General features: G+C 65.7%; 25 protein-coding genes. 15 read left to right on the top strand and 10 right to left on the bottom strand.

Going from position 1 to position 21,107, the window contains the following annotated elements:
- Positions 1–139 precede the first annotated feature (139 nt).
- The 9 genes from sucC to DV733_RS04655 all read left to right on the top strand — a co-directional run bounded on the left by sucC (position 140) and on the right by DV733_RS04655 (position 9,571).
- Positions 140–1,291: an ADP-forming succinate--CoA ligase subunit beta gene (gene sucC, locus DV733_RS04615; protein ID WP_049994021.1), complete on the top strand. Its 1,152-nt coding sequence runs from the start codon at positions 140–142 to the stop codon at positions 1,289–1,291.
- The gene (gene sucD, locus DV733_RS04620) at positions 1,291–2,163 is read left to right on the top strand and encodes a succinate--CoA ligase subunit alpha (RefSeq protein WP_049994022.1); all 873 of its coding nucleotides are present in this window, start codon (positions 1,291–1,293) and stop codon (positions 2,161–2,163) included. The genes sucC and sucD overlap by 1 nt, the downstream gene beginning before the upstream one ends.
- 112 nt (positions 2,164–2,275) lie before the next feature.
- Complete coding sequence (locus DV733_RS04625) at positions 2,276–3,652, top strand: PAS domain S-box protein (RefSeq protein ID WP_049994023.1); 1,377 nt, start codon at positions 2,276–2,278, stop codon at positions 3,650–3,652.
- Positions 3,653–3,721: 69 nt separating this feature from the next.
- Positions 3,722–3,958 carry a hypothetical protein gene (locus DV733_RS04630; RefSeq protein ID WP_049994024.1) on the top strand — a complete coding sequence of 79 codons (237 nt, stop codon included), beginning with the start codon at positions 3,722–3,724 and terminating at the stop codon, positions 3,956–3,958.
- Between the two features lie 130 nt (positions 3,959–4,088).
- Positions 4,089–5,006 carry an ABC transporter ATP-binding protein gene (locus tag DV733_RS04635; RefSeq protein ID WP_049994025.1) on the top strand — a complete coding sequence of 306 codons (918 nt, stop codon included), beginning with the start codon at positions 4,089–4,091 and terminating at the stop codon, positions 5,004–5,006.
- A 2-nt stretch (positions 5,007–5,008) separates the two neighbouring features.
- Positions 5,009–6,850, top strand: a complete 1,842-nt coding sequence (locus tag DV733_RS04640) for an ABC transporter permease family protein (protein ID WP_049994026.1) — start codon at positions 5,009–5,011, stop codon at positions 6,848–6,850.
- Entirely contained in the window at positions 6,840–7,892 is a 1,053-nt protein-coding gene (locus tag DV733_RS04645; RefSeq protein WP_049994027.1) for an ABC transporter permease, read from the top strand. The genes DV733_RS04640 and DV733_RS04645 overlap by 11 nt, the downstream gene beginning before the upstream one ends.
- A 79-nt stretch (positions 7,893–7,971) precedes the next feature.
- Positions 7,972–8,556: a hypothetical protein gene (locus DV733_RS04650; protein ID WP_049994028.1), complete on the top strand. Its 585-nt coding sequence runs from the start codon at positions 7,972–7,974 to the stop codon at positions 8,554–8,556.
- A gap of 37 nt (positions 8,557–8,593) precedes the next feature.
- Positions 8,594–9,571: an aldo/keto reductase gene (locus tag DV733_RS04655; protein WP_049994029.1), complete on the top strand. Its 978-nt coding sequence runs from the start codon at positions 8,594–8,596 to the stop codon at positions 9,569–9,571.
- A gap of 1 nt (position 9,572) precedes the next feature.
- On the opposite strand, the gene DV733_RS04660 is transcribed toward DV733_RS04655, so the two are convergent.
- The 3 genes from DV733_RS04660 to DV733_RS04670 all read right to left on the bottom strand — a co-directional run bounded on the left by DV733_RS04660 (position 9,573) and on the right by DV733_RS04670 (position 11,513).
- Positions 9,573–10,070, bottom strand: coding sequence for a macro domain-containing protein (locus DV733_RS04660; RefSeq protein ID WP_049994030.1), 498 nt, complete (start codon positions 10,068–10,070; stop codon positions 9,573–9,575).
- Between the two features lie 255 nt (positions 10,071–10,325).
- Entirely contained in the window at positions 10,326–11,057 is a 732-nt protein-coding gene (locus tag DV733_RS04665; RefSeq protein WP_049994031.1) for a DUF5806 family protein, read from the bottom strand.
- 51 nt (positions 11,058–11,108) lie between these two features.
- Positions 11,109–11,513 carry a hypothetical protein gene (locus DV733_RS04670; protein WP_049994032.1) on the bottom strand — a complete coding sequence of 135 codons (405 nt, stop codon included), beginning with the start codon at positions 11,511–11,513 and terminating at the stop codon, positions 11,109–11,111.
- Between the two features lie 88 nt (positions 11,514–11,601).
- Between DV733_RS04670 and DV733_RS04675 the strand changes: the two genes are divergently transcribed.
- On the top strand, positions 11,602–11,970 hold the full coding sequence (locus DV733_RS04675; RefSeq protein WP_049994033.1) for a universal stress protein: 369 nt from the start codon (positions 11,602–11,604) through the stop codon (positions 11,968–11,970).
- Entirely contained in the window at positions 11,967–12,497 is a 531-nt protein-coding gene (locus DV733_RS04680; protein ID WP_049994034.1) for a GNAT family N-acetyltransferase, read from the top strand. Before DV733_RS04675 ends, DV733_RS04680 begins: the two co-directional genes overlap by 4 nt.
- A gap of 11 nt (positions 12,498–12,508) precedes the next feature.
- Here the strand turns inward: DV733_RS04680 and DV733_RS04685 are convergent, their stop codons facing one another.
- A complete protein-coding gene (locus DV733_RS04685) occupies positions 12,509–12,949 on the bottom strand; it encodes a universal stress protein (RefSeq protein WP_049994035.1) in 441 nt (146 codons plus the stop codon).
- Between the two features lie 140 nt (positions 12,950–13,089).
- Here DV733_RS04685 and DV733_RS04690 point away from each other — a divergent pair, with 140 nt between their 5' ends.
- Both DV733_RS04690 and DV733_RS04695 read left to right on the top strand, forming a co-directional pair.
- Positions 13,090–13,554, top strand: coding sequence for a universal stress protein (locus tag DV733_RS04690; RefSeq protein ID WP_049994036.1), 465 nt, complete (start codon positions 13,090–13,092; stop codon positions 13,552–13,554).
- A 3-nt stretch (positions 13,555–13,557) separates the two neighbouring features.
- Positions 13,558–14,673 (top strand): DHH family phosphoesterase, encoded by a 1,116-nt coding sequence (locus DV733_RS04695; RefSeq protein ID WP_049994037.1) that lies wholly within the window; start codon positions 13,558–13,560, stop codon positions 14,671–14,673.
- A 408-nt stretch (positions 14,674–15,081) separates the two neighbouring features.
- Here the strand turns inward: DV733_RS04695 and DV733_RS04700 are convergent, their stop codons facing one another.
- Positions 15,082–15,519 (bottom strand): DUF5807 family protein, encoded by a 438-nt coding sequence (locus DV733_RS04700; protein ID WP_049994038.1) that lies wholly within the window; start codon positions 15,517–15,519, stop codon positions 15,082–15,084.
- Positions 15,520–15,631: 112 nt separating this feature from the next.
- Between DV733_RS04700 and aroC the strand changes: the two genes are divergently transcribed.
- Positions 15,632–16,831 (top strand): chorismate synthase, encoded by a 1,200-nt coding sequence (gene aroC, locus DV733_RS04705; protein WP_049994039.1) that lies wholly within the window; start codon positions 15,632–15,634, stop codon positions 16,829–16,831.
- Here aroC and DV733_RS04710 read toward each other — a convergent pair.
- Complete coding sequence (locus tag DV733_RS04710) at positions 16,828–17,079, bottom strand: hypothetical protein (protein WP_049994040.1); 252 nt, start codon at positions 17,077–17,079, stop codon at positions 16,828–16,830. The two genes, aroC and DV733_RS04710, sit on opposite strands and share 4 nt — an antisense overlap.
- 76 nt (positions 17,080–17,155) lie before the next feature.
- Between DV733_RS04710 and DV733_RS04715 the strand changes: the two genes are divergently transcribed.
- On the top strand, positions 17,156–17,785 hold the full coding sequence (locus DV733_RS04715) for a uracil-DNA glycosylase (RefSeq protein ID WP_049994041.1): 630 nt from the start codon (positions 17,156–17,158) through the stop codon (positions 17,783–17,785).
- A 183-nt stretch (positions 17,786–17,968) separates the two neighbouring features.
- Here the strand turns inward: DV733_RS04715 and DV733_RS04720 are convergent, their stop codons facing one another.
- The 4 genes from DV733_RS04720 to DV733_RS04735 all read right to left on the bottom strand — a co-directional run bounded on the left by DV733_RS04720 (position 17,969) and on the right by DV733_RS04735 (position 20,931).
- Positions 17,969–18,301, bottom strand: coding sequence for a hypothetical protein (locus DV733_RS04720; RefSeq protein WP_049994042.1), 333 nt, complete (start codon positions 18,299–18,301; stop codon positions 17,969–17,971).
- A 162-nt stretch (positions 18,302–18,463) separates the two neighbouring features.
- Positions 18,464–18,895 carry a CBS domain-containing protein gene (locus tag DV733_RS04725; RefSeq protein WP_049994043.1) on the bottom strand — a complete coding sequence of 144 codons (432 nt, stop codon included), beginning with the start codon at positions 18,893–18,895 and terminating at the stop codon, positions 18,464–18,466.
- 42 nt (positions 18,896–18,937) lie between these two features.
- Entirely contained in the window at positions 18,938–20,446 is a 1,509-nt protein-coding gene (locus DV733_RS04730; RefSeq protein WP_049994044.1) for a PH domain-containing protein, read from the bottom strand.
- A gap of 2 nt (positions 20,447–20,448) precedes the next feature.
- Positions 20,449–20,931: a PH domain-containing protein gene (locus DV733_RS04735; RefSeq protein ID WP_049994323.1), complete on the bottom strand. Its 483-nt coding sequence runs from the start codon at positions 20,929–20,931 to the stop codon at positions 20,449–20,451.
- Positions 20,932–21,107: the final 176 nt, after the last annotated feature.

Raw genomic sequence — 21,107 nt, forward strand, 5'->3', positions numbered from 1 at the left:
AGCCCCGCTACAGTCGTTCCAACGCCGGTTGTGAACGTCGTATTCTGTGGCCGGTCGCCGACCGTCTGTCAACCGATCGAAGCCGACGGGCGGGCCGAAAGACTGGGATTTATGCACACGCCAGTCCGCAGTTCGTGTGATGAAGCTTCACGAATATCAGGCCAAGCAGGTCTTCGCCGACGCCGGGATTCCGACACCGGCGTCGACGCTCGCGACGACCGTCGACGAGGCGGTCGAGGCGGCCGAGGAGATCGGCTACCCAGTCGCGATCAAAGCGCAGGTACAGGTCGGCGGCCGCGGCAAAGCCGGCGGGATCAAGCTCGTCGACGACGCCGAGGAGGCCCGCGAGGCAGCCGAGTCGATCATCGGGATGGACCTCAAGGGAATCCACGTCGACCGCGTGCTCGTCGAGGAAGCGGTCGACTTCGTCAACGAACTGTACGTCGGCGTGACGATGGACCGCGGCCAGGGCGAGCCCGTGGCGATGGTCTCGACCCGCGGCGGCGTCAACATCGAGGAGGTCGCCGAGGAAGACCCCGACGCCATCGCGCGCGAGCACATCGACCCCGCCTTCGGGATGCAGCCCTACCAGGCCCGCAAGGCCGTCTACGACGCCGGCGTCGACCGCGAGGTCGCAAACGACGTGGCGAGCGTCCTGCGAACGCTCTACCAGCTGTGGGACGACCGCGACGGCGCAGACGCCGAGATCAACCCGCTGATGGTCACCAGCGACGGCGAGGTCATCGCTGCGGACGCGGTGATGAACATCGACGACGACGCGCTGTTCCGCCAGCCCGAACTCGCCGAGATGGAAGACGAAGCCGGCGACGGCGACGCACTCGAACAGAAAGCCGACGAGTACGGCTTCGACTACGTCCGACTGGACGGCAACGTCGGCATCATCGGCAACGGTGCCGGCCTCGTGATGACGACGCTGGATCTGGTCGACTTCTACGGCGGCTCGCCCGCGAACTTCCTCGACGTCGGGGGCGGCGCGAAGGCCCAGCGGATCGCCAACGCCCTTGACATGGTCTTTTCGGACGACAACGTCGACTCGGTCGTGTTCAATATCTTCGGCGGGATCACCCGCGGAGACGAGGTCGCAAACGGGATCAACCAGGCGCTGGAGCAGTTCGAGGAGATTCCCAAGCCGGTCGTCGTCAGGCTGGCAGGGACCAACGCCGAAGAAGGCATGGAGATTCTGAACGAGGAACTGGTCACGGTCGAGCACACCCTGGAGGACGCCGTCCAGCGTGCGGTCGACTACGCTGATGAGGAGGTCGAAGCATAATGTCTGTTCTCGTCGACGAAGACACCCGCGTCGTTGTACAGGGAATCACCGGTGGAGAAGGCAAGTTCCACACCGAGCAGATGCTCGAATACGGGACGAACGTCGTCGCCGGCGCCGTCCCCGGCAAGGGCGGCCAGGAAGTCGCCGGCGTCCCGGTCTACGACACCGTCGAGCAGGCCGCACGCGAGGAAGACGCCAACGCTTCGGTCGTGTTCGTCCCGCCCGCGTTCGCCGCAGACGCCTGTTTCGAGGCGCTGGACGCGAAGGGGCTCGATCTTGTCGTGGCGATCACCGAGGGTATTCCGACCCAGGACATGAGCAAAGTGTATCGAAAGCTCAGCGAGACTGACACCCACCTCGTCGGGCCGAACTGCCCGGGCGTCATCACGCCGGGTGTCGCAAAGTTGGGTATCCTGCCAGGGAACATCTTCTCCGACGGGAACGTCGGGCTGGTCTCCCGCTCGGGCACCCTCACGTATCAGGTCGTCGACAACCTCACCAGCCGCGGGATCGGCCAGACCACGGCAATCGGAATCGGCGGCGACCCGATCATCGGGACGGACTTCATCGACGCGCTCGAACTGTTCGAGGCCGACCCCGACACTCACGGAGTCGTGATGTGTGGCGAGATCGGTGGCGAGGACGAAGAGGAGGCCGCGCGCTACATCGGCGAACACATGGACACGCCCGTCGCCGGGTTCATCGCCGGCCGGACCGCGCCGCCGGGCAAGCGCATGGGTCACGCCGGCGCGATCGTCTCCGGCAGCGGGACTGGAACGGCCGAGTCGAAGATCAACGCACTGGAAGACAACGGCGTGCCAGTCGGTAACACCCCCGAGGAAGTCGCCGACCACATCGAAGACCTGCTGTAAGCAGGGCCTACTATCGGTTTCTACGAGAGAGAAGCGAGCAGCAGCGCTATCGAGGAAAAGACGCCACGGCGCGGGGAAGTTTGATAACCGTGACCACACAACGTCGTAGTCGATGACAGAGCGTGGGGCGATTCGCGTGTTGCACGTCGACGACGATCCGGACTTTCTGGAGGTCGTCGCGACGTATCTCGAAAGCGAGGAGGAGTCGCTCTCGGTCCACAGCGAGGACAGTGCCCAGGCGGGACTCGAACGGCTGACCGAGATGGAAATCGACTGCGTGGTCAGCGATTACAGAATGCCCGGGATGGACGGGCTCGGGTTCCTCGAATCAGTCAGAGACGAGTATCCGGAGATGCCGTTCGTCCTCTACACGGGCCACGGGAGCGAGGAGATTGCGAGCGAAGCCATCTCCGCGGGCGTCACCGAGTACATGCAAAAGGAAACGGGGACGGACCAGTACACCGTGCTGGCGAACACGATCGTCAACGCGGTCGAGCACACCCGCGCCGAGAAAGCCCTGCGCGAGAGCGAACAGCGCTACCGGACGCTGGTCGAACAGAGCCACGACGGGATCTACATCTACCGCGGCAGGCACTTCGAGTTCCTCAACGACCGGATCTGTGAGATCACCGGCTACGACGAGGAGACGCTCTATGGGATGGACATCTTCGAGTTGATCCACCCCGAAGATCGAGAGCGCGTCGGCGAGATCGCACAGCGTCGGCACGCGGGCGAGGACGCCCCGAATCGCTACGAAGCACGGATCATCACCGATTCAGGCGAGACGCGCTATCTGGAGTTCAGCGTTGAGACGATCACCTACGAAGGTGCGTACGCCGGAATGGGGTCGGTACGGGACGTGACCGAGCGCAGACGGCGCGAACAACGTCTCGACGAGTTCGCCAGCATCGTCGCCCACGACCTCCGGAATCCGCTGAACGTGCTCGCCGGTCGGCTCGATCTCGCGCGCGAGACCGGCGACGATACCCACTTCGACGCGATGGAGCGATCGGTCGACACGATGGAGACGCTGCTCGAAGACATGCGTGACCTGGCCAGACTCGGGATGCCGGTCCACGAGACGGGCGTCGTCGACATCGAGGAGGTCGCACGGACGGCCTGGAGACAGGTCGAGGGTGCCGAGACGGCGACGCTGGAACTCGACGACGAGCTGCCGACGATCGAGGCCGACGAGGATCGGCTCGAACGTCTCTTCGTCGAGTGTTTCGAGAACGCCGTCGTCCACGCCGCCGACGCGACGGTCCACGTCCGGACGACGGCCGGAGGGCTCGCGATCGACGACGACGGGCCTGGGGTCGACGAACCGGAACGGGTGTTCGAAGCCGGCTACACGACCGACACCAGCCGAACCGGGTTCGGGCTGGCGATCGTCGAGTGGATCGCCGACGCCCACGGCTGGCGGAGTGCGATCGAACAATCGCCGGCGGGCGGAGCCCGAGTCGCGATTTCGGATATCGAACAGATGTAGACCAATTGGGTCGACAAACGTCGTGAACGGTCCATAGTATCTATATAGGTTGGCGAAATAGCTGCAGGTATGGTCCACACCTGTCGGCACTGCAAGCGGACGTTCACAGACGAACTGGCCTACGAACTCCACCAGGATACGTGCTCGTCCGGGCAGCTGTACTGCGACGAGTGTGGCGAGCGCTTCGCCGAGCGGACGGCGACCCGGGACGGCTGGCACTACACCTGTCCCACCGAGGACTGCGACGGGACGGGAATCGGCGAGGACATTCACCAGGTACGGGATGCGCGTCTGGAAGCGCCCTAACGTCGTCCTACTGCACCGAAATACTGGATTAGTAGCGCTGCCGCCGACAGGTCGACGCGACGAACACGGTTTTCACGGGTGATAGTGCGGGTGCAAGCTATACATTGGGTCAGCCATTAGCGGCAGGTGAATGATCGAGGCTCGCGACCTCCGCAAGGAGTACGGCGGGTTCGCCGCCGTCGAAGGGAGCACCTTCTCCGTCGAGGCCGGCGAGGTGTTCGGCGTCATCGGGCCCAACGGGGCCGGCAAGACCACGACGCTGAAGATGCTCGCCGGACTGATCGAACCCACGAGTGGCAGCGTCTCCGTCGCCGGCTACGAGGCCGGCGAGACCGAGATGCGCTATCAACTCGGCTTTCTCCCCGAAGAGTCACCGCTGTACGAGGAGATGACCGCCCGGACGTACCTCCACTTTTTCGCCGATCTGTACGACGTTCCCGAGGACACCGCCGCCCGCCGGATCCACGAGACGCTCGACGAACTCGACCTCGAACACCGGGACCGACAGATCGGGGACATGTCAAAGGGGATGAAACGCAAGGTCGCCATCGCCCGCTCGCTGATCAACGATCCGGACGTGTTGATCTACGACGAGCCCGCGAGCGGCCTCGATCCCCTCACCACGAACTACATCATCGAGTTCACTAGCCGCCTCGCCGAGGAAGGCAAGACGATCGTCTTCAGCGCGCACAACCTCTTTCACGTCGAATCGATCTGTGATCGCGTCGCGATCATGAGCGAAGGAGAGATCGTCGCGAAGGGCGACCTCGAACAACTCCAGGAAGAGCACGGCGAGACGACCTATCACGTCTACACGACCGTCGAGGTTCCCGACAGCGTCGCCAAGAACGGCCGCTATCACCGGGCCGTCGAGACGATGGCCGAGGTCGAGTCGATCCGCGAGAGCGCCCAGCAAGCGGGTGGATCGGTCGCGGACATCCGAACCAAAGAATCGAGCCTCGAAGAGGTCTTCCTCAACGTCGCCGAGGACGGCCGAGAGACGCGCCGCCGCCGGCGACAGGGAGCCGAACCGGAACCGGAGGCCTGAGCGTGCGGCCGCGAAAGCTGCTGCGGATCGCTCGCTGGGAAGTGACGAAAAACGCCGGCGGGATCGACCGCAAGACGGCCGCCATCGTCGGCGTCACGCTGTTGCTGTTCGGCGCGGTCGCACCCCTGGTCGTCGCTCAGGGCGGCGTCGCCATCGATCAGGGGATCTACCGGGTCGGGGTCGACGAGGAGAGTCCCCTGTACCCGGTCGTCGAGGACGATCCGACGTTCGCGATCCGTGACCCCGGTGCCGAACTCGGTGAGGAAATCGACGTCCGCGTGTCGTTCACCCGGGCCGTCTCCAGCGGCACGACCAAGGGTGAAGCGGCCCTTTCGGAGTTGCGCAGCAGCGTCACCGCCTACAACGACCGAGTTATGCGCGGGGAAGCCAACCAGTCGGCGGCCTTCCCCGTCTCGGTGACGCTGAACTACGTCGAGCGTGACGTCCAGATCGGACCGGGTGGGAGCGGCGACGGCGGAACCGGCGACGGGACCGGTGACGGGACGGGTGGCGGAACCGGCGACGGGACCGGTGACGGGACTGGCGACGGGACCGGTGACGGGAGCACGGGAGGCGGTGGAACTGGTGACGGGAACGCGGGTGGCAACATCGGCGGGGGGTTGCCGAGCATCACGGGCAGCAGTGGAACGACGGGCGCGCCCTCGGACATCGCGCCGCCGTTCCCCTTCGAGTCGCTCGTGCTGGCGTTCCTGTTCGTTCTGCCGTTGAACTTCGTCATCCAGGCCTACGGGTCGACGATGCTGAGCGAGCGGATCAACCGTCGCGGCGAACTCATGCTGGTCTCGCCGGTCACGCGCGCGGACATCATCGGCGGCAAGACCCTCCCCTACTTCGCGGGTGCGATGGCCCTCGAGGTGCTGATCGTCGTCGGCATCGTCACGCTGCTGGGGGCCGAAGGCGGGCTCTTTTCGATCCTGGCGGTCGTTCCGCTCGTCCTGCTCTTTCTCTCGGCGACGTTCCTGGGAGCGATGTTCGCCCGGTCGTTCAAGGAGTTGACGTTCGTGACCGTCGCGATCACCGTCTCGCTGACGACCTACGCGTTCGTGCCGGCGATTTTCACCGAGGTGACGCCGATCGCACTCGTCTCGCCGCTGACGATCGTCGTCCGGGACATCCAGGGCGCGTCGATCTCGCTGTCGGCCTTCGGCTTCTCGATCCTGCCACCGCTGTTCACCGCGACGTTGTTCTTCGGTCTCGGTGCGGGCCTCTATCGCGAAGAGGACATGTTCACCCAGCGGCCGATCCCGCTGAAGGTGCTCGACTCGCTGGCCGGGCGGATCAAGCGCGCACGGAGCATCGTCGTCGTCGTCGCGATGTTGATCCCGCTGGTCATCCTCGCCGAACTGGTCGCGGTCGCGGCGATCTATCCCGTCTCGACGGCCGTCTCCCAGACGATCTGGCTCAGCCTGATCCTGCTGTCGATCGTCGCCATCGAGGAACTGGCCAAGAGCCTCCCCGTCTACGCCGGATTCGTCCACAACCGCTACGACCGATCACTGCGGTCGGCGCTGGTCGTAGGCGCGTTCGCGGGCCTGGGCTTTTTCGTCGCCGAGAAGGGGCTGTTGCTCGTCCGACTGGTCTTCCCCGACTCGCTGCCCGAAGTCCAGCAGTCGGCGGTCGCCTCCGCCGGCCCTGTCGCCGACATCGGTCCGCTAGTGGCGATCTTGCTGTTACTCGCGCCACTCCTGTTGCACGTCGTGACCGCCGCGACCTCGGCGATCGGCGGGCGACGGGGGAGACGCGGCTACGCGGTGGGATTGAGTCTCGCCATCGCGATTCACTTCGCGTACAACTACACGGTGGTGATGCTCTTTGTCTCGTGACGTCCGCATCGCCATCGCCCGGCGGGACATCGCCAGTCTCTCCCGCGAGAAGACGATCGTCCTCGCGCTGGTCATCCAGCTGTTCATCGCCGCGTTCTCGTCGTTCCTCGTCGTCGGTCTCACCTCGCTGTACGACCCGGGCAGCGTCGAATCAGATCAACTGACGTTTGGGATCTCCGGGGAGGCCCGCGAGGAACTCGACCGGGCGGCCCGGGCCGCGGAGGTCAACACCGAGATCTATCCGTCACAGGAGGCCGCCCTCGAAGCCTTCCGGGAGGGGGAGGTGATCGGAGTCCTCCACTCGACCGACACCGGGCCGACGATATCGGTGACGGCGACGGTCCCGCAGGGGAGCGTCCAGTCGACAGTCACCGTCGTCCAGGTCCGGGAGGTGCTCGAAGAACTGGAGCGTGACGAGCGGACGCGCCGGAGTGCTCACCTCTCGACCCAGCCCGTCCCGCTGCCGCCGGAAGCGGAAGCCAGCCCCTACTTCGGGTTCACCTACACCATTTTGCTACCCTTGCTGCTGTTCCTGCCGCCCTTTATCAGCGGCTCCGTGACCGTCGACGCCCTCACCGAGGAGATCGAGCGCGGGACCCTCGAACTGCTCCGGGTCGCGCCCGTCTCGCTGACGGACGTCGTCGACGGGAAGGCCCTGGGCATGGCCGTGCTCGCGCCGATCCAGGCGGTGCTGTGGATCGGGCTGTTGAGTATCAACGGGATCGCCGTCTCGAACGTCCTGGCGCTGGTGGCGCTGGTGTCGGCCATCTCACTGGTCGTCGTCGTCCTCGGGACGGTCCTGGCGCTACTACTGGGCCAGCGCCGGCAGGCCCAGTTGCTGTACTCGATCGTCGCGCTGGGGCTGTTCGGCGCGGCCGCGCTGCTGCCCGAGCACCCCGCGACCGTCGCCGCGAAACTCGCCGTCGGCAGCGCAACCCAGGTGACGACGCTGACTGTCGCCGGGCTGGCCGTCCTGGCCGTCGTCCTCTACGCGGGGACGCGACGGTACGTCGGTTCGATCGACCCCGAACGGTATTCGTAGTATCACCAGCGGATAGGTTCAATCATCGCTGTGGTCTTCAGAAGATTATACCACGAGATACCCATAGAGACAGGTACAGATGCGACGACGATCAGTCCTCGCGCTCGGCGGTTCGGCCCTCTCGATAGCAGTGACTGGCTGTCTCGGCGGTTCCGGGTCCAGCCCGGAGACGACACCGACCGCACGGCCTCTGGCGGAGCGGGAGCCGCCCGACGTCGACTGCTCGAACGTCTCCCGACCGATCCCACCGAGACAGCCCGACGAGAACACAGTACAGCCGGTCGACTACCCTGGCGAGCCGCCGTCGCCGCTCGAAGATAGCGCGGTCGACTACGTCACGCGCTTCGAGGAGGCCTATCGGCGGAACTACGAGATCCTCGAAAAGGGGCCACTCCGCGAGTACAGCGGTGGCGTCACCGAGACGTGGACCTACGACGCGCCACCGGGTGGCGCAGTCGTCCGACTGAAAACCGTCTACGGCGGCCAGGTACTCGACGACGATGGTCCCGGAGCCATCTACGACTCGCCGCAGGTCTTCGTCACCTACTACGTCGACCCGTCGAGGGTCGTCCGCGCCGAAACGAAGGGGCAGAGCCAACTCACCCCCGAGAGTCTCGATCCCGACCCCTGGGAGAACGGCGACGGACTCGCCTGCTTCGCGTAGCCGGGAGGTTTTTCGCCTCGCCGCCCACCGTTCCGGTATGGAGTATACGACACTCGGATCCACGGGGATCGAAGTCAGCCGCATCTGTCTGGGCTGTATGAGTTTCGGCACGCCCGAGTGGCGCGAGTGGGTCCTCGACGAAGCGGAGAGTCGCGAGATCATCGAGCGCGCGATCGACCTGGGGATCAACTTCTTCGACACCGCCAACATGTACTCTGAGGGCGAGAGCGAGCGGGTCCTCGGAAACGTCCTCGCGGAGTACGACCGCGACGGGCAGGTCGTCGCCACGAAAGGCTACTTCCAGATGGACGAGGACGATCCCAACTCCGGCGGCCTCTCCCGGAAGGCTATCGAGCAGGAGTTGTCGAACTCCCTCGACAGATTGGGGATGGACACCGTCGACCTCTATCAGACCCACCGCTGGGATGACGACACGCCGATCGAGACGACCATGCGAGCGCTGGACGACGCCGTCCGCCGCGGGCAGGCCCGCCACGTCGGCACCTCCTCGATGTACGCCCACCAGTTCGCCGAGGCGCTGCACACCAGCGAACGCCACAGTTTAGAGCGATTCCAGACGATGCAGAACCACTACAACCTCCTCTATCGCGAGGAGGAACGCGAGATGCTGCCGCTCTGTGAGAAGGCAGACGTCGGCGTCATCCCCTGGAGTCCGCTCGCGCGAGGCTATCTCACACGCCCGCACGAGGAGTTCGACGCGACGACCCGCGGCCAGAGCGACGACTACGCCCGCGAACACCCCTACTTCGAGGGCGGCGGCCGCGAGATCAACGAGCGTGTCGCCGAGTTAGCGGCCGAGAAAGGCGTCACGATGGCACAGATAGCCCTCTCGTGGCTGTTGCACCAGGAGGCCGTCGACGCGCCCATCGTCGGGACGACGAGCGTCGAACACCTCGAAGACGCCGTCGAAGCCCTGGAGATAGACCTCACGGCGAGCGAGCAGGCCTATCTCGAAGACCCCTACGAACCCGTCCCGATCTCCGGGCACGAGTAGGTCACTCGACCGACGCGGCCACGCGCTGGAGGACCTCGTAGTCCTCGTCGCTGTAGGCGATCAACGCCACGTCCCTCAGCGAGACAGGGTCGAAGCCGGCGATCTCCTCGGCGATGATTCGACCGCCATCGTCGAGGTCGAAGCCGGCGATCCCACAGCCCAGCGCGGGCATGACGAGCGATTCGGCGTCGAGTTCGTCGGCAGTCTGGAGCGTGTTCCGCGTGGCCTCGCGGATACTCTCGGCTGTGGCCTGTCCGCCCGCGGGCATCGCCGCGGCGTGGATGACCCACTCGGCGTCGAGGTCGTAGGCGTCAGTCGCGGCGACGGCGCCGAGATCGACTGGTCCCTTCGCGACCGCTTCTTTGGGGAGGCCGCTGCCGGCCGCGCGTTTGAGCGCGCCCGCGACGCCCGACCCCATCCGCAGGCTGGTGTTGGCGGCGTTGACCAGCACGTCCGCCGACTGTGCCGCGATGTCCCCCTGGATGACGCGGAAGTCCATACCTGAACGGTCGGCTGGCACGCACTAAACTGTGGGTGTGAACACGAGTGTTCGGCCACGAGGGCCTCGATGGCCTGACTCACGGCTTCGCCGTTCGTCTCTGGCGAGCCTCACTTCGTTCGCCTCGCCCTACTCACCGGCCTCACTCGGCAGTGGAGAAGAGTTCTCGGCCACGAGGGCCTCGATGGCGCTACTCTCCTGCCTCTCCGAACCGTGAGACTACGAACTCAGACACGCTTCGCGGTCTTCGGTGGCCTACTCTCCCGCTTCGAACTCGTGGCCACATTCGGGACAACACACCTCGTCGTGACGCAGCGCCGCCGAGTGCTCGCGAACGTCGCGCATCACGCTCGAGATCCGGTCCTCGGCCTCTAACTCTTCCTCGACCGAGAGATCGACCCCCTCGACTTCCAGCAGAAACTTCGCGACCTCGGTTGCCTCGTACATCACGTCGTCCAGTTCCTCCGCGGTGAAGAAGTCACACATCGCGCCGTAGAGGAAGGTCGCACCCGCTTTCCGCACTTTCTCCTCGAAGGACGCGCGGGCCTGATTGACCGCCTGGGGCGTGTAGGTGTCGGTCATGAACGGGACGAGTTCGGGCAGATTCTCGCCGATCTTGGTCATCTCCACACCTGTCTCGGTCCGGAAGTCCGCACAGAGCCGCGCGATGGCCCACTCCCGAGCGGTGATGTAGGTTCGCTCGCGCAGGAAGTCGTTCGCGCGGTCGTAGGTCCCGCTCTCGATCTTCGTGAATCGCTCGTACTTCTGCACGTCTTCAGGCACGTCCCGCTCAGCCGCGGAATCGGCTGCTCTCTCGGCGTCCCCGGGAGCGTCGTCCGGTGAGGAGGACTCCGCCGCCGCAGCTGTGGAGTCGTCCGACGGGGCGCGCTCGTCGGGTTCGGCTGCCGTGGCCGTCGAGTTTTCGGGTGGCTGGCTCTCGGTCTCGCCGGGGTCGGTCTGCTCGGCGGACTGCTCGTCGTCTGTCATTGGTAGCAGTGGGTGGGCCCGGTGAAAAAGCGTGTCGCCGCCGGAGCGGTATCAGGGGATCGTCCCGTTGCCGTAGCGCTCCCAGGACGAACACTTCTGGAGGAGGGGCTTGGCCCGGTAGAACGTCCCGTCGTAGGCGACGTAGTGGATCGGCTCGGGTCGTTCGTAGAGGCGGTTCCAGAGGGCGACGTCGAGTTCGGCTGCCCCGTCGCCGGTGTCGAGGTACGTGTCGAACGCTGTCCGCCGGGCATCCGAGAGGTTCTCGTAGGCGATCGCCGACGCGCGCTCGTCGTCAGTCGGGTCTGTGACCTCGAAGACGAGGTAGGTGTACTCACAGTCGGGGCGGAAGTCGTCGCCCTCGCTCGCGTCGACCAGCCCCGGCAGCGCGGTGGTCGATCCCCACACGACCAGCGCCAGCAGGATCACCAGGGTCGCGAGACGACCGAGTCGGTGCATACCGTACCGTTCGGAGTGGAGACGCCTATGTCGTTCGGTCGGCGATTCGATCCAGAGATTTAACCCGCCGGACGACGACAGCAGAGCTATGAAGGTGCTGCTGGGCCACAGCGGGGGCGAACTATCGTGGGAGGCCCTCCGGCAGACCGTCGAGCGAGCGGCGGCCGCCGGCGACTCGCTGACGGTCGCGATCTACGACGACGACGCTGTCGGCGACCCGCTCGAAGACATCGAATCACAGGTCCGGGCCGAACTCGCCGACGCCGGGATCGACGCCGCCGTCCGACGCCTGGAGGGCCACGTCGGCGGTGCACTGGTCGAACTCGCCGACGGCGAGGACTTCGACAGATTGGTCGTCGCCGGTGGGAGTCGGAGCGCGCTCGGGAAGATCCAGCTGGGCAGCGTCGCGGAGTTCGTCGTCCTCAACGCCGAAACGCCGGTGACACTCATCAGATGACGAGCAACCGAACCTATCCCGACGAGGCGGCCGGGACGTTCCCGCGACCGCCGCGGACGATCACGGATCGGGACGGCCGTGAGATCGACCTCCGGGCAGCCGACCGCGACGACCGCGAGACGCTGCTGTCGATGTACGAGGCGTTCGACCCTGCCGACCGGGCCCAGGGGATCCCGCCCGTCAAGGAGTACGCCATCGAGAACTGGCTGGAGACGGTGCTGGAGGCGGAGAATCTGAACGCGATCGCCTGGCACGACGGGGACGCAGTCGGTCACACGATGCTGGTCGCCGATCGGGAGGGCGAGCACGAGCTGGCGATCTTCGTCCTCAGCGAGTACCAAGGGGCCGGGATCGGAACCGAACTCATCGCGACGCTGCTCGGCCACGGCCAGCGCGAGGGACTCGAAAAGGTCTGGCTGACCGTCGAGCGCTGGAACAAGGCCGCGATCGCGCTCTATCAGAAGGTCGGCTTCGAGATCTGTGACACCGAGAGCTTCGAGATCGAGATGACGATCCGCCTCGACTGAACAGACCTCGCTTAGACTGACAGGACGGGCTGGCTGGCGTAGGAGAGAACGTACTGGGCGACCTTGCCGAGCATGGCGGTGGGCTGTTCGCGGACGGACTCGCGCGGGACGACGACGAAATCCGCGCCGATCTCGTCGGCGGTGTCGAGGACGACGCCGACGGGGTGCTGGGTGAGTTTTGTCGCGGAGAATCCGAGTGCAACTGACTGGGTCACCGGGACACCGTTTGCGTACCCGCGGACAGTGTCCATGAACGCCTGGTGGTCGTCGGCGACGTCGTCGGCGTCGATCGCACCGTGCTGGACGCCTCTGGCGACCGACTCGCCGACGACGTGCAAGACGTGCACGCCCGCGTCGTACCGCTGTGCGACCGCGACGGCATACTCGACGGCGCGTTCTGCCTCGGACGTCCCGTCGACTGGGACCAGCACCGTTTCGATTTCGACGGCCATCGAGTAGTCCTGCGACCGGCGCCGGCAAAAAGCCACCGAGCCGATCACCGCCGGTTCGACGTGCCCGCTCGCCGCTCGTCAGCAGACACCCGCGACGTTCTCCTGCCCATTTATACCTCGGACCCACGATAGGTGAGTACATGTTCGACACGATCGTCCTCGCGACAGACGGCTCCAAGAGCGTCGAGCGGGCCGTCACGGTCGCGCTGGACCTCGCCGAGCGCTTCGACGCCACAGTCCACGCACTGTACGTCGTCGACGAAACCGAGGTCGAGGCCGCGCCCGACCGCGTCCGCGACGACCTCCAAGACGCACTGCACGAACAGGCCGAGGAGGCGCTCGGCGAAATCGAATCGCGGGCCGACGACGTCCAGACGGCCGTCCGAGATGGAACGCCCGCCACAGAGATCTGTGCCTACGCCGAGGACGTCGACGCCGACCTCGTCGCGACCGGGACCCGCGGTCGCCACGGCGAACATTCCTTCCTCCTGGGTAGCGTCGCCGAAGCCGTCGTCCGGCGCTCGCCCGTGCCCGTCCTGACCGCCCGACAACTCGAAGCCGGCGAGGATGGAGCAGTTCCAGACCCGGCGGATCTGGAGGCCTGAGCGATGGACGAATGGCTCATCGACAGCGATCGGCTCTCGCTCGAACGCAAATCGGTCCTCCCGGGCGAGGGCTTCTTCCGCCCCGACGACGTCCAGCAAGCCCAGCGAGAACAGGAAGCCGCCGAGTCGCTTGCGGGCGCGGAGACGGTCGTCGTCGCCGACCCGGACGCCGACGGCCTTGCCTGCGTCGCGCTGGTGCGGGCCGCCCACGGCGAGGCCGCGCTCGTCCCCGCCAGTCCCCACGACCTCGAACGACGACTCGCCTGGGTCGCGGAGTATCTGGAGACCGACGCCGACGTCTACGTCTGTGACCTCTGTCCCGACCGGGAATCCGATCTGGCTGCACTCCCGAATCTGGCCGAGCGAGCGGGCTCGGTCCGGTGGTTCGACCACCACCAGTGGAACGACGACCTCGCCGCGTTGGTCGAAGAATCGGGCGTCGATCTCGTCGTCGGCGAGTCAGACGAGGAGTGCTCCGCGGACGTCGCCCTGCGCGAACTCGACGCCGAGTTCGACGACGTGCTCGTCGATCTCGTGGCCGCGACGCGTGATCACGATCTCTGGATCCGCGACGATCCCCGCAGCGACGATCTGGCCGACTTCTCACACTGGAGCGAGCCCGAGGAGTACCTCGAAGTCGTCACGGAACACGGCGCGGACCTCTCGCCCGCTGCTCAGGACTTTCTGGCCGAGCGCCGCGTCGAGAAGGAGGCCCTCATCGAGAAGGCCGTCGAGCGCGCTCAATTGCGGGAGGTCGGTCCCTGGACCGTCGGCGTGACCTACGGTCGGTGCTCGCAGAACGAAGTCGCCGAAGCCCTCCGCGAGCAGGGTGCCGACGCCGCCGTGATCGTCAAGCCCGCCGGCAGCGCGAGTCTCCGCGGGACCGAGGGCTTCGAGCGCTGTCACGAGGTCGCCGAACAGGTCAACGGCGGCGGCCATCCGCGCGCGGCAGGGTGTAAACCGGACGTCTACGACGACATGCTCGACTACGCCCACCACTGGACGACCCGGGGAGCGGTGGCGAAGCAAGCGATCGTGGATGGATTTCGGCGACTAGACTGGGAGAACGAGGACGCGACCGAAGAAGCCGTCGACGGCCTCGACGATAGTGACCAATAAGGATTTGAGGCGCGCGCTGGCTCGACCCTGTGTCGAGCCGACATTGTGCGAGGGATGAGCGAAGGAGTCAAACGACTGAGCGAATCGGCTGGGGGGGTGTGGTGCTGTTGCGGTACGTGTGGGGTGGGACTGAAAGGGGCCATCTCCTCGACGAACCCGGACGACGTAAGCACCGCAGGAGTGAAACGACGAGGAGCGCAGCGAGTCCTGGGAGTCGAGAAGATGGGGGCTTTCTGGGACACTGCCTCAGAGATGACCATCCAGAAAGTCCCGCCCGAATTCAGCCACATCTTCCCCAGCTGACTCACTCGCCTACGGCTCGTTCGTCCCTCGCATGAGTGTGTCACGACACGAGGTCGTGACCGTACGCGCCAACGGAAAAATCAGAATCTGCTGTCCAATCAGAATCTACTCGCGATCCCCGACGACCCACTTGTCCGAATACCGTTCACCGCAGGTACAGACCGCGTAGGCGTGAATCACGTCGCCCTCGGCGTAGATCCCACCAGCCTCTTCGGTCCGTTCCTGGGCGAACGCGAAGACGATCCGCGCAGTGTGATTCGCCTCGGGCTCGTCGTCTTCGGCCGGACAGAAGCCACCCGTCAGCTCGGCGTCGATGGTCCCCTCGGTCTCCATGGCCTGCTGGGCCAGCTCCATCGGGTCGATACCGGCGGCCTTCTGGAAGGCACTCCGCCCTTGCTCACCGGGCAAGACCAGCACCACGCCGTCGGCGACGGATTCGGCGTAGTCCTCGAGCGCGTCGATGTTGTCGACGGCGTCGTCGTGCAGGAAGAACGCGACGTCGTCGGGCCGCTCGCCGGCGAGAAACTCGGATCGGTCGGTCATACAGAATCGAGTCGAGCCGAGTGGAAAAGTCCCGCGATGGAGCCGCGAACGGCGGAGCGCCGAGAAACGGAAAGTGGTAGTTTCAAATGCACCCAACCCCCACGGAGTGATAATGAATGGCAATAGCTTCGGTCGGCTCTTCCAGGTGACGACCTTCGGAGAGAGCCACGGCGAGGCGATGGGTTGTACGGTCTCTGGCGTGCCGGCCGGCGTCGAGTTGGACGAAGACGACATCCAGAAAGACCTCGACCGGCGCAAACCCGGCCAGTCGATGATCACCACCTCCCGTGGCGAACCGGACAAGGTCTCGATCAAGTCCGGCCTGCAGGACGGCTACACCACAGGGACGCCCATCGGGATGGTCATCCAGAACAAGGACGCCCGCTCGGGCAAGTACGAACCGTTCGTCACCGCACCGCGACCCTCCCACGGCGATTTCACCTACTCCGCAAAGTTCGGCACGCGAAACTGGGGCGGCGGCGGCCGGTCCTCGGCACGAGAGACGGTCAACTGGGTCGCTGCCGGCGGGATCGCGAAACAGGTCCTCGAACAGAGCGAGTACGACGTCCGGATCAAAGCCCACGTCTCACAGCTGGGCGACATCGAAGCGCCTGAAGTCAGCTTCGAAGAGATGCTCGAACACAGCGAGGAAAACGAGGTCCGGTGTGCCGACCCCGAGACGGCCGCGGAGATGCGCGACCTCGCGGATCAGATCCAGAAGGAAGGCGACTCCATCGGCGGGGCGATCTACTTCGAGTGTCGGGGTGTCCCGCGTGGGCTGGGCGCGCCGCGGTTCGACAGCTTCCCCTCGCGGCTGGCCCAGCTCATGTACTCGATCCCGGCGGTCAACGACTTCGAGTACGGGATCGGCCGGGAGGCCCGGACCACGCGCGGGATCGACTACAACGAGGACTGGGAGTTCGACGAGAACGGCGACCCCGTTCCCGTCGGCAACGACCACGGCGGCATCCAGGGCGGGATCACGACCGGCCAGCCCATCTACGGCGAGGTCACGTGGCACCCGCCGGTCTCCATCCCCAAGAAGCAGGAGACTGTGGACTGGGAAACCGGCGAGAAAAAGGAGATTCAGGTCGTCGGTCGCCACGACCCGACCCTCCCGCCGCGAGCGGTGCCGGTCGTCGAGGCGCTGCTGTACTGCCAGGTGCTGGACTTCATGCTGCTGGGTGGCCGGATCAACCCCGACCGACTCGACGGGCAGGCCGGCGAGTACGACACCGACTACCACCCGTCTAGTCCTGTGAACGACCCCGAGGACGCCGACACGCACGCCGAGACCGTCGACGAGGACTAGCAGCCTGGATCCGAGGCTTCGTCCTCGCTCAACTCGCTCTTCACCACGCGCCAGCGCCGCCGCGCACAGATCACGGCGTCGAAGAAGACGACGACGAGACCGAACAGTCCGAGCCACTGCAACAGTGGATACTGGGCGAACAGCTCTGTCCCGTAGTAGAGGACGACGAAGACCCCGAGATAGCAGACGCGGGCGAGACTCCGGCGGCTAAAACCCTGCAAAATCTCGTTCGTGGTACTGTTGCTCATCTCCCGAAGCTTAGGAATCGTCCGACAAGAGTCTAGGGACCGGTCGAGTTTTGGACGTTCGGACGAACACGGAGGTATGGACGCCAATCAGGACTCCCCGTTCAATCCCTTCGGGATGGACGAGACCTGCGAGAACTGTCCCGAGCTGGCCGAGACGCGATCGAACGTAGTCCACGGCTACGGCGACGTCGGCGCGGAGTTCGCGTTCGTCGGCGGCTTTCCCGATTCGGGAGCCGACGAGGTCGGGATTCCCTTCATGGGTGCGGACCGGGAGACGATGCTCGAGATTCTGTACGCGACCGGCTTTACCGAGTCCTCGCCAGAGACGACCGAACCAGACCTCGAAAACGCCGTGCTGACGTACGCGGCGCGGTGTCACCACCCCGAGCGCAAGCCGACCGACGCGGAGTTCACCAACTGCGAACCCTACCTCAACAGCGAGGTGCGGATGATCAACCCCGAGATCATCGTCGCCGTCGGCCAGCACGCCCTCGAAGCGCTGGCCTGGGAGTACACCACCCGTAGCGCGGAGGACTTCGACGTCGAGGACGAACACGCCACGACCATCCGCGGCCGTGGCTTCGAGATCGTCCCAATGGTCGAACCCGCCGACCAGTCCGAGAAGCAGACTGACGCAATTATCGACCACCTGCTCGACGTGCTCGGGCGGGACTATCGACAGACGAAGGGAAGGCGCGGCCGGTAGTTCGACCGGGCGCGTAGGTGGCGTATGCCGGTAGTTCGACCGGGCGCGTAGGTGGCGTATGCCGGTAGTTCGACCGGGCGCGTAGGTGGCGTATGCCGGTAGTTCGACCGGGCGCGTAGGTGGCGCGGCCGTCTAACGCAACGCGTCGGAGGGGGCGAGCGGCAATGTTTCTGTGGTCCGTGACTACGCGGTCGCTTCGACCGGTTCGGCCACGGCCTCGAACGCCTCGGCGGTGAGTCGCGTCGGGTCGTCGGTTTCGTCCTGCCCCGGTTCGAACGCCAGGTCGTACTCGTGCCAGTCGCCGATCCGTGCCGTCGGATCGAGGATCTCGTCTTCGCTGAATCCAGCGTCCGACTCCGTCACGACCAGCTTGCTCGGGGACAGCGGCGACTCACTTCGAGGTTCCAGTTCCAGGTCGGCGACGTGCCAGTCACCGAAGCGAGCGGTCACGTCGAGTATCTCGCCCTCGGGGAACTCCGACACCGGTTCGGTCAGTCGATAGGCGTCTCGGCTCATTACGGTTGTATATATTAACTCGAAGTTGAAAAAACTTTTCGTGGCCGTCTCACGTTCGCCTGATGACGCTCCCGCGGACAGCAGCGGCTGTCTTCCGGTGATCGGCCACGACGCGACGACCAGAATCGCAGTCAATGCGGAACGGACCGACAGCGATCACTATCAGTCGTGGGGGCCCCATTCCCGGCCCATCTCGGCGAACTCGGCGGCCTCCGAGCGGAGGTCCGAGAGGTGCCAGACAATATCGGTCAGCGTGACGATTCCGACCAGATCGATATCATCCATCACGGGGACTTTCTTGACGCCCTCGTCGGCCATCCGGCGGGCGACGTGCTGGACGGTCTCGTCGGGCGCGGCCGTCACGACCGCACGGTGGGAGAGTTCGGATACCTGAATCTCCGAGAAGGGACGGTCGGTCTCGTATCCCGCACGGAGGGCGTCCGACTCGGTCACTATTCCGGTTGGATGACCCTCCGGGCTCAGGAGGATCACCGACCCGACGCCGTGCTCACAGAGCTTGCCGACCGCCTCCCGCAGCGTCGCCCCGACCGGGCAGGTCACGACATCGCTACTCATTAGCTCCCGGACGAGCATACACGACCTTCGAGGCGAAGCGGGAAAAGACTGCTCGCCCGATCAGGCGTCACCAGCAGTGGCGACGGCGTCCGCACCATCGCGCTGTTCACGCTCGTGGCGATACGCCAGGATCGCGTCCTGCAAGTCCTCGGCCAGATCCTCCCGGAGCGCGTCGGCCACGTCGGCGTCGATGTCGACGGCCTGGGCGTCGTCACCGAGCAGGCTGTAGGTGCCGGCAGTGTCGACGACCAGCGTCGCCAGGCTGCGCCGGCGCTGGAAGACCGTCGCCGACGTGACGACCGTCTGGATCCGGTAGGCCGGAACGATGGTGATCCGACGCGACCAGAAGCCGTTGCGCGTGATCACGTGGTCGTCCTCCAGTCGATACCCGCGCTGAGACCACTTGAGATGGGCGGCAGGCGGGACCAGCACCAGCCCCAGCAGCAGCGCGTACCACGGGAACGAGAGTTCGGTGAACCGGACGACTCCGTAGGCGACCGCGACGAAGAACGCCACCACCAGCGAGTACCGGACTGCGTAGCGTTCCCGGGCGCGCTTGGGCGGGCGCTCGAAGTCCAGGCCTTCGAAATCATCGATCCGGTGGGCCAGCGAGACGACGCGCTCGCGATCGGCGACCGGGATCGCCGCCTGTGAGCTCGACCCGCTACCCTGATTGCCGCCGGCGTAGCCAGCCGTCTCGATCGAGAGACTGGCGTAGCCCAGCCACCGGGCGATGACGTTCTCGGTGAGCGTGATCGTCTGGACCTTGTCCTTGGGGATCGAGCCGCTGAACCGCTGGAAGAGCCCGCGTTCGTAGCGGTACTCCTCCGCCCGGTCGCTGAGGACGAACCCGTAGTAGCGCGCCATCGAGAGCAGCCCGCTGAAGATCGCCGAGGCGACGACGAGCGCGAGGAGGCCAGCGACGACGACGAAGAGCGTCAGCCCATCGGGCGTGAACTCGGCGAACACCGAGGGACCGGCGAACGACAGCGGAATCGCCAGGATCGAGAGCAACCGCAAGTCCATCGAGACGATCCCCAGGATCACCAGCTCGCGCGGGGTGAGTTCGAACAACTTCGTCGCCGACTCCTCGACGGCCACCTCGTCCGCGTCGGCCTCGCCGGACTCGCCACGCTTGCGTCGACTGACTTCTTCCTGGACGGTCTCGGCGTCGTCGAGACTGACGTACCGCAGCTGGGCTTCGGTCTCGCCGCCGCCCGCGGTTTCGAGTCGAATCTCGGCGATCCCCAGCACGCGCTGGATCACGTTCTGTCGGATGTCGACGTTCTGGATGCGGCCGTAGGGAATCTCGCGAGCGCGGCGCGAGAGCACGCCCGAGTCGATGTCGAAGGTGTCCTCGGTGAGCCGGTACTCGAAGCGGCGGTAGTAGGCGACCTGCCAGCCGACCGAGAGCGCGATCCCGACGACGACGATCACGGCGAAGACCGCGAGCCCTTCGAGACCGCCGACCGATCCCGCACCAGCGATCCCGGCGATGGCGATCCCGATGACCGCCTGGAGACCGCGTTCGACCGCCCGGTAGGGGATCGAGAGTGGATCGAGTTGCATGGTCAGACGGCGTCCTCACCCTCGGACTCGATCGCGAGTCGCTTCAGTCGCGTCTGGAGGTCGTCGGCCTCCGGCGGCGTCAGCCCCGGAATCGTCACGTCGGCCCCGCGCGAACCCGCGGTGTAGACCACGAGTGTCGAGAGCCCGACTGACCGCTCGATCGGTCCGCGACTGGTGTCGATGTGCTGGACGCGAACGTAGGGCACGACGGTCTGGACGCGCGTGATCACGCCGCGATCCAGAAACAGCGAATCCTCGCGGACCTCGTAGCTCCAGGTTCGATACAGCAGGATCGAGTGGGTAACTCCAAGCCCGGCGATGAAGACGCCAACGACCGGACCGACCCACAGCCACGACCGGTCGACACCGAAGGCCACGGCCGTCGCGACGCCACCGACGACCAGCCCGATCAACAGTGCACGGCCGATCCACAGCCACCGGACCCGCGAGTCGAGCGTCCGCTCGTCGGTCGTGTAGGTGGCCACCTCGTCGGGTGCGGCTGTCGTCTCGTCGGGCTTGGCCGCCCGCTCGGTGGGTGAGTCGACGCCGCCACCCGCACGCGAGTCGTCGACACCGTCCGCAGGCGAATCGACTCCGGTCCCCGAATCCGGTTCGTCCTCGCCCTCCGGCTCGGCCCCCGAATCCGGCTCTCCGGCTCGTT

The organism is Halapricum salinum (assembly GCF_004799665.1).
Classification (GTDB): Archaea; Halobacteriota; Halobacteria; order Halobacteriales; family Haloarculaceae; genus Halapricum; species Halapricum salinum.

Bases quoted from the DNA above. Each gene is read 5' to 3' on its own strand.
- sucC (WP_049994021.1), top strand. From the start codon at position 140: ATGAAGCTTCACGAATATCAGGCCAAGCAGGTCTTCGCCGACGCCGGG.
- sucD (WP_049994022.1), top strand. From the start codon at position 1,291: ATGTCTGTTCTCGTCGACGAAGACACCCGCGTCGTTGTACAGGGAATC.
- DV733_RS04625 (WP_049994023.1), top strand. From the start codon at position 2,276: ATGACAGAGCGTGGGGCGATTCGCGTGTTGCACGTCGACGACGATCCG.
- DV733_RS04630 (WP_049994024.1), top strand. From the start codon at position 3,722: ATGGTCCACACCTGTCGGCACTGCAAGCGGACGTTCACAGACGAACTG.
- DV733_RS04635 (WP_049994025.1), top strand. From the start codon at position 4,089: ATGATCGAGGCTCGCGACCTCCGCAAGGAGTACGGCGGGTTCGCCGCC.
- DV733_RS04650 (WP_049994028.1), top strand. From the start codon at position 7,972: ATGCGACGACGATCAGTCCTCGCGCTCGGCGGTTCGGCCCTCTCGATA.
- DV733_RS04655 (WP_049994029.1), top strand. From the start codon at position 8,594: ATGGAGTATACGACACTCGGATCCACGGGGATCGAAGTCAGCCGCATC.
- DV733_RS04660 (WP_049994030.1), bottom strand. From the start codon at position 10,070: ATGGACTTCCGCGTCATCCAGGGGGACATCGCGGCACAGTCGGCGGAC.
- DV733_RS04665 (WP_049994031.1), bottom strand. From the start codon at position 11,057: ATGACAGACGACGAGCAGTCCGCCGAGCAGACCGACCCCGGCGAGACC.
- DV733_RS04670 (WP_049994032.1), bottom strand. From the start codon at position 11,513: ATGCACCGACTCGGTCGTCTCGCGACCCTGGTGATCCTGCTGGCGCTG.
- DV733_RS04675 (WP_049994033.1), top strand. From the start codon at position 11,602: ATGAAGGTGCTGCTGGGCCACAGCGGGGGCGAACTATCGTGGGAGGCC.
- DV733_RS04680 (WP_049994034.1), top strand. From the start codon at position 11,967: ATGACGAGCAACCGAACCTATCCCGACGAGGCGGCCGGGACGTTCCCG.
- DV733_RS04685 (WP_049994035.1), bottom strand. From the start codon at position 12,949: ATGGCCGTCGAAATCGAAACGGTGCTGGTCCCAGTCGACGGGACGTCC.
- DV733_RS04690 (WP_049994036.1), top strand. From the start codon at position 13,090: ATGTTCGACACGATCGTCCTCGCGACAGACGGCTCCAAGAGCGTCGAG.
- DV733_RS04695 (WP_049994037.1), top strand. From the start codon at position 13,558: ATGGACGAATGGCTCATCGACAGCGATCGGCTCTCGCTCGAACGCAAA.
- DV733_RS04700 (WP_049994038.1), bottom strand. From the start codon at position 15,519: ATGACCGACCGATCCGAGTTTCTCGCCGGCGAGCGGCCCGACGACGTC.
- aroC (WP_049994039.1), top strand. From the start codon at position 15,632: ATGAATGGCAATAGCTTCGGTCGGCTCTTCCAGGTGACGACCTTCGGA.
- DV733_RS04710 (WP_049994040.1), bottom strand. From the start codon at position 17,079: ATGAGCAACAGTACCACGAACGAGATTTTGCAGGGTTTTAGCCGCCGG.
- DV733_RS04715 (WP_049994041.1), top strand. From the start codon at position 17,156: ATGGACGCCAATCAGGACTCCCCGTTCAATCCCTTCGGGATGGACGAG.
- DV733_RS04720 (WP_049994042.1), bottom strand. From the start codon at position 18,301: ATGAGCCGAGACGCCTATCGACTGACCGAACCGGTGTCGGAGTTCCCC.
- DV733_RS04725 (WP_049994043.1), bottom strand. From the start codon at position 18,895: ATGCTCGTCCGGGAGCTAATGAGTAGCGATGTCGTGACCTGCCCGGTC.
- DV733_RS04730 (WP_049994044.1), bottom strand. From the start codon at position 20,446: ATGCAACTCGATCCACTCTCGATCCCCTACCGGGCGGTCGAACGCGGT.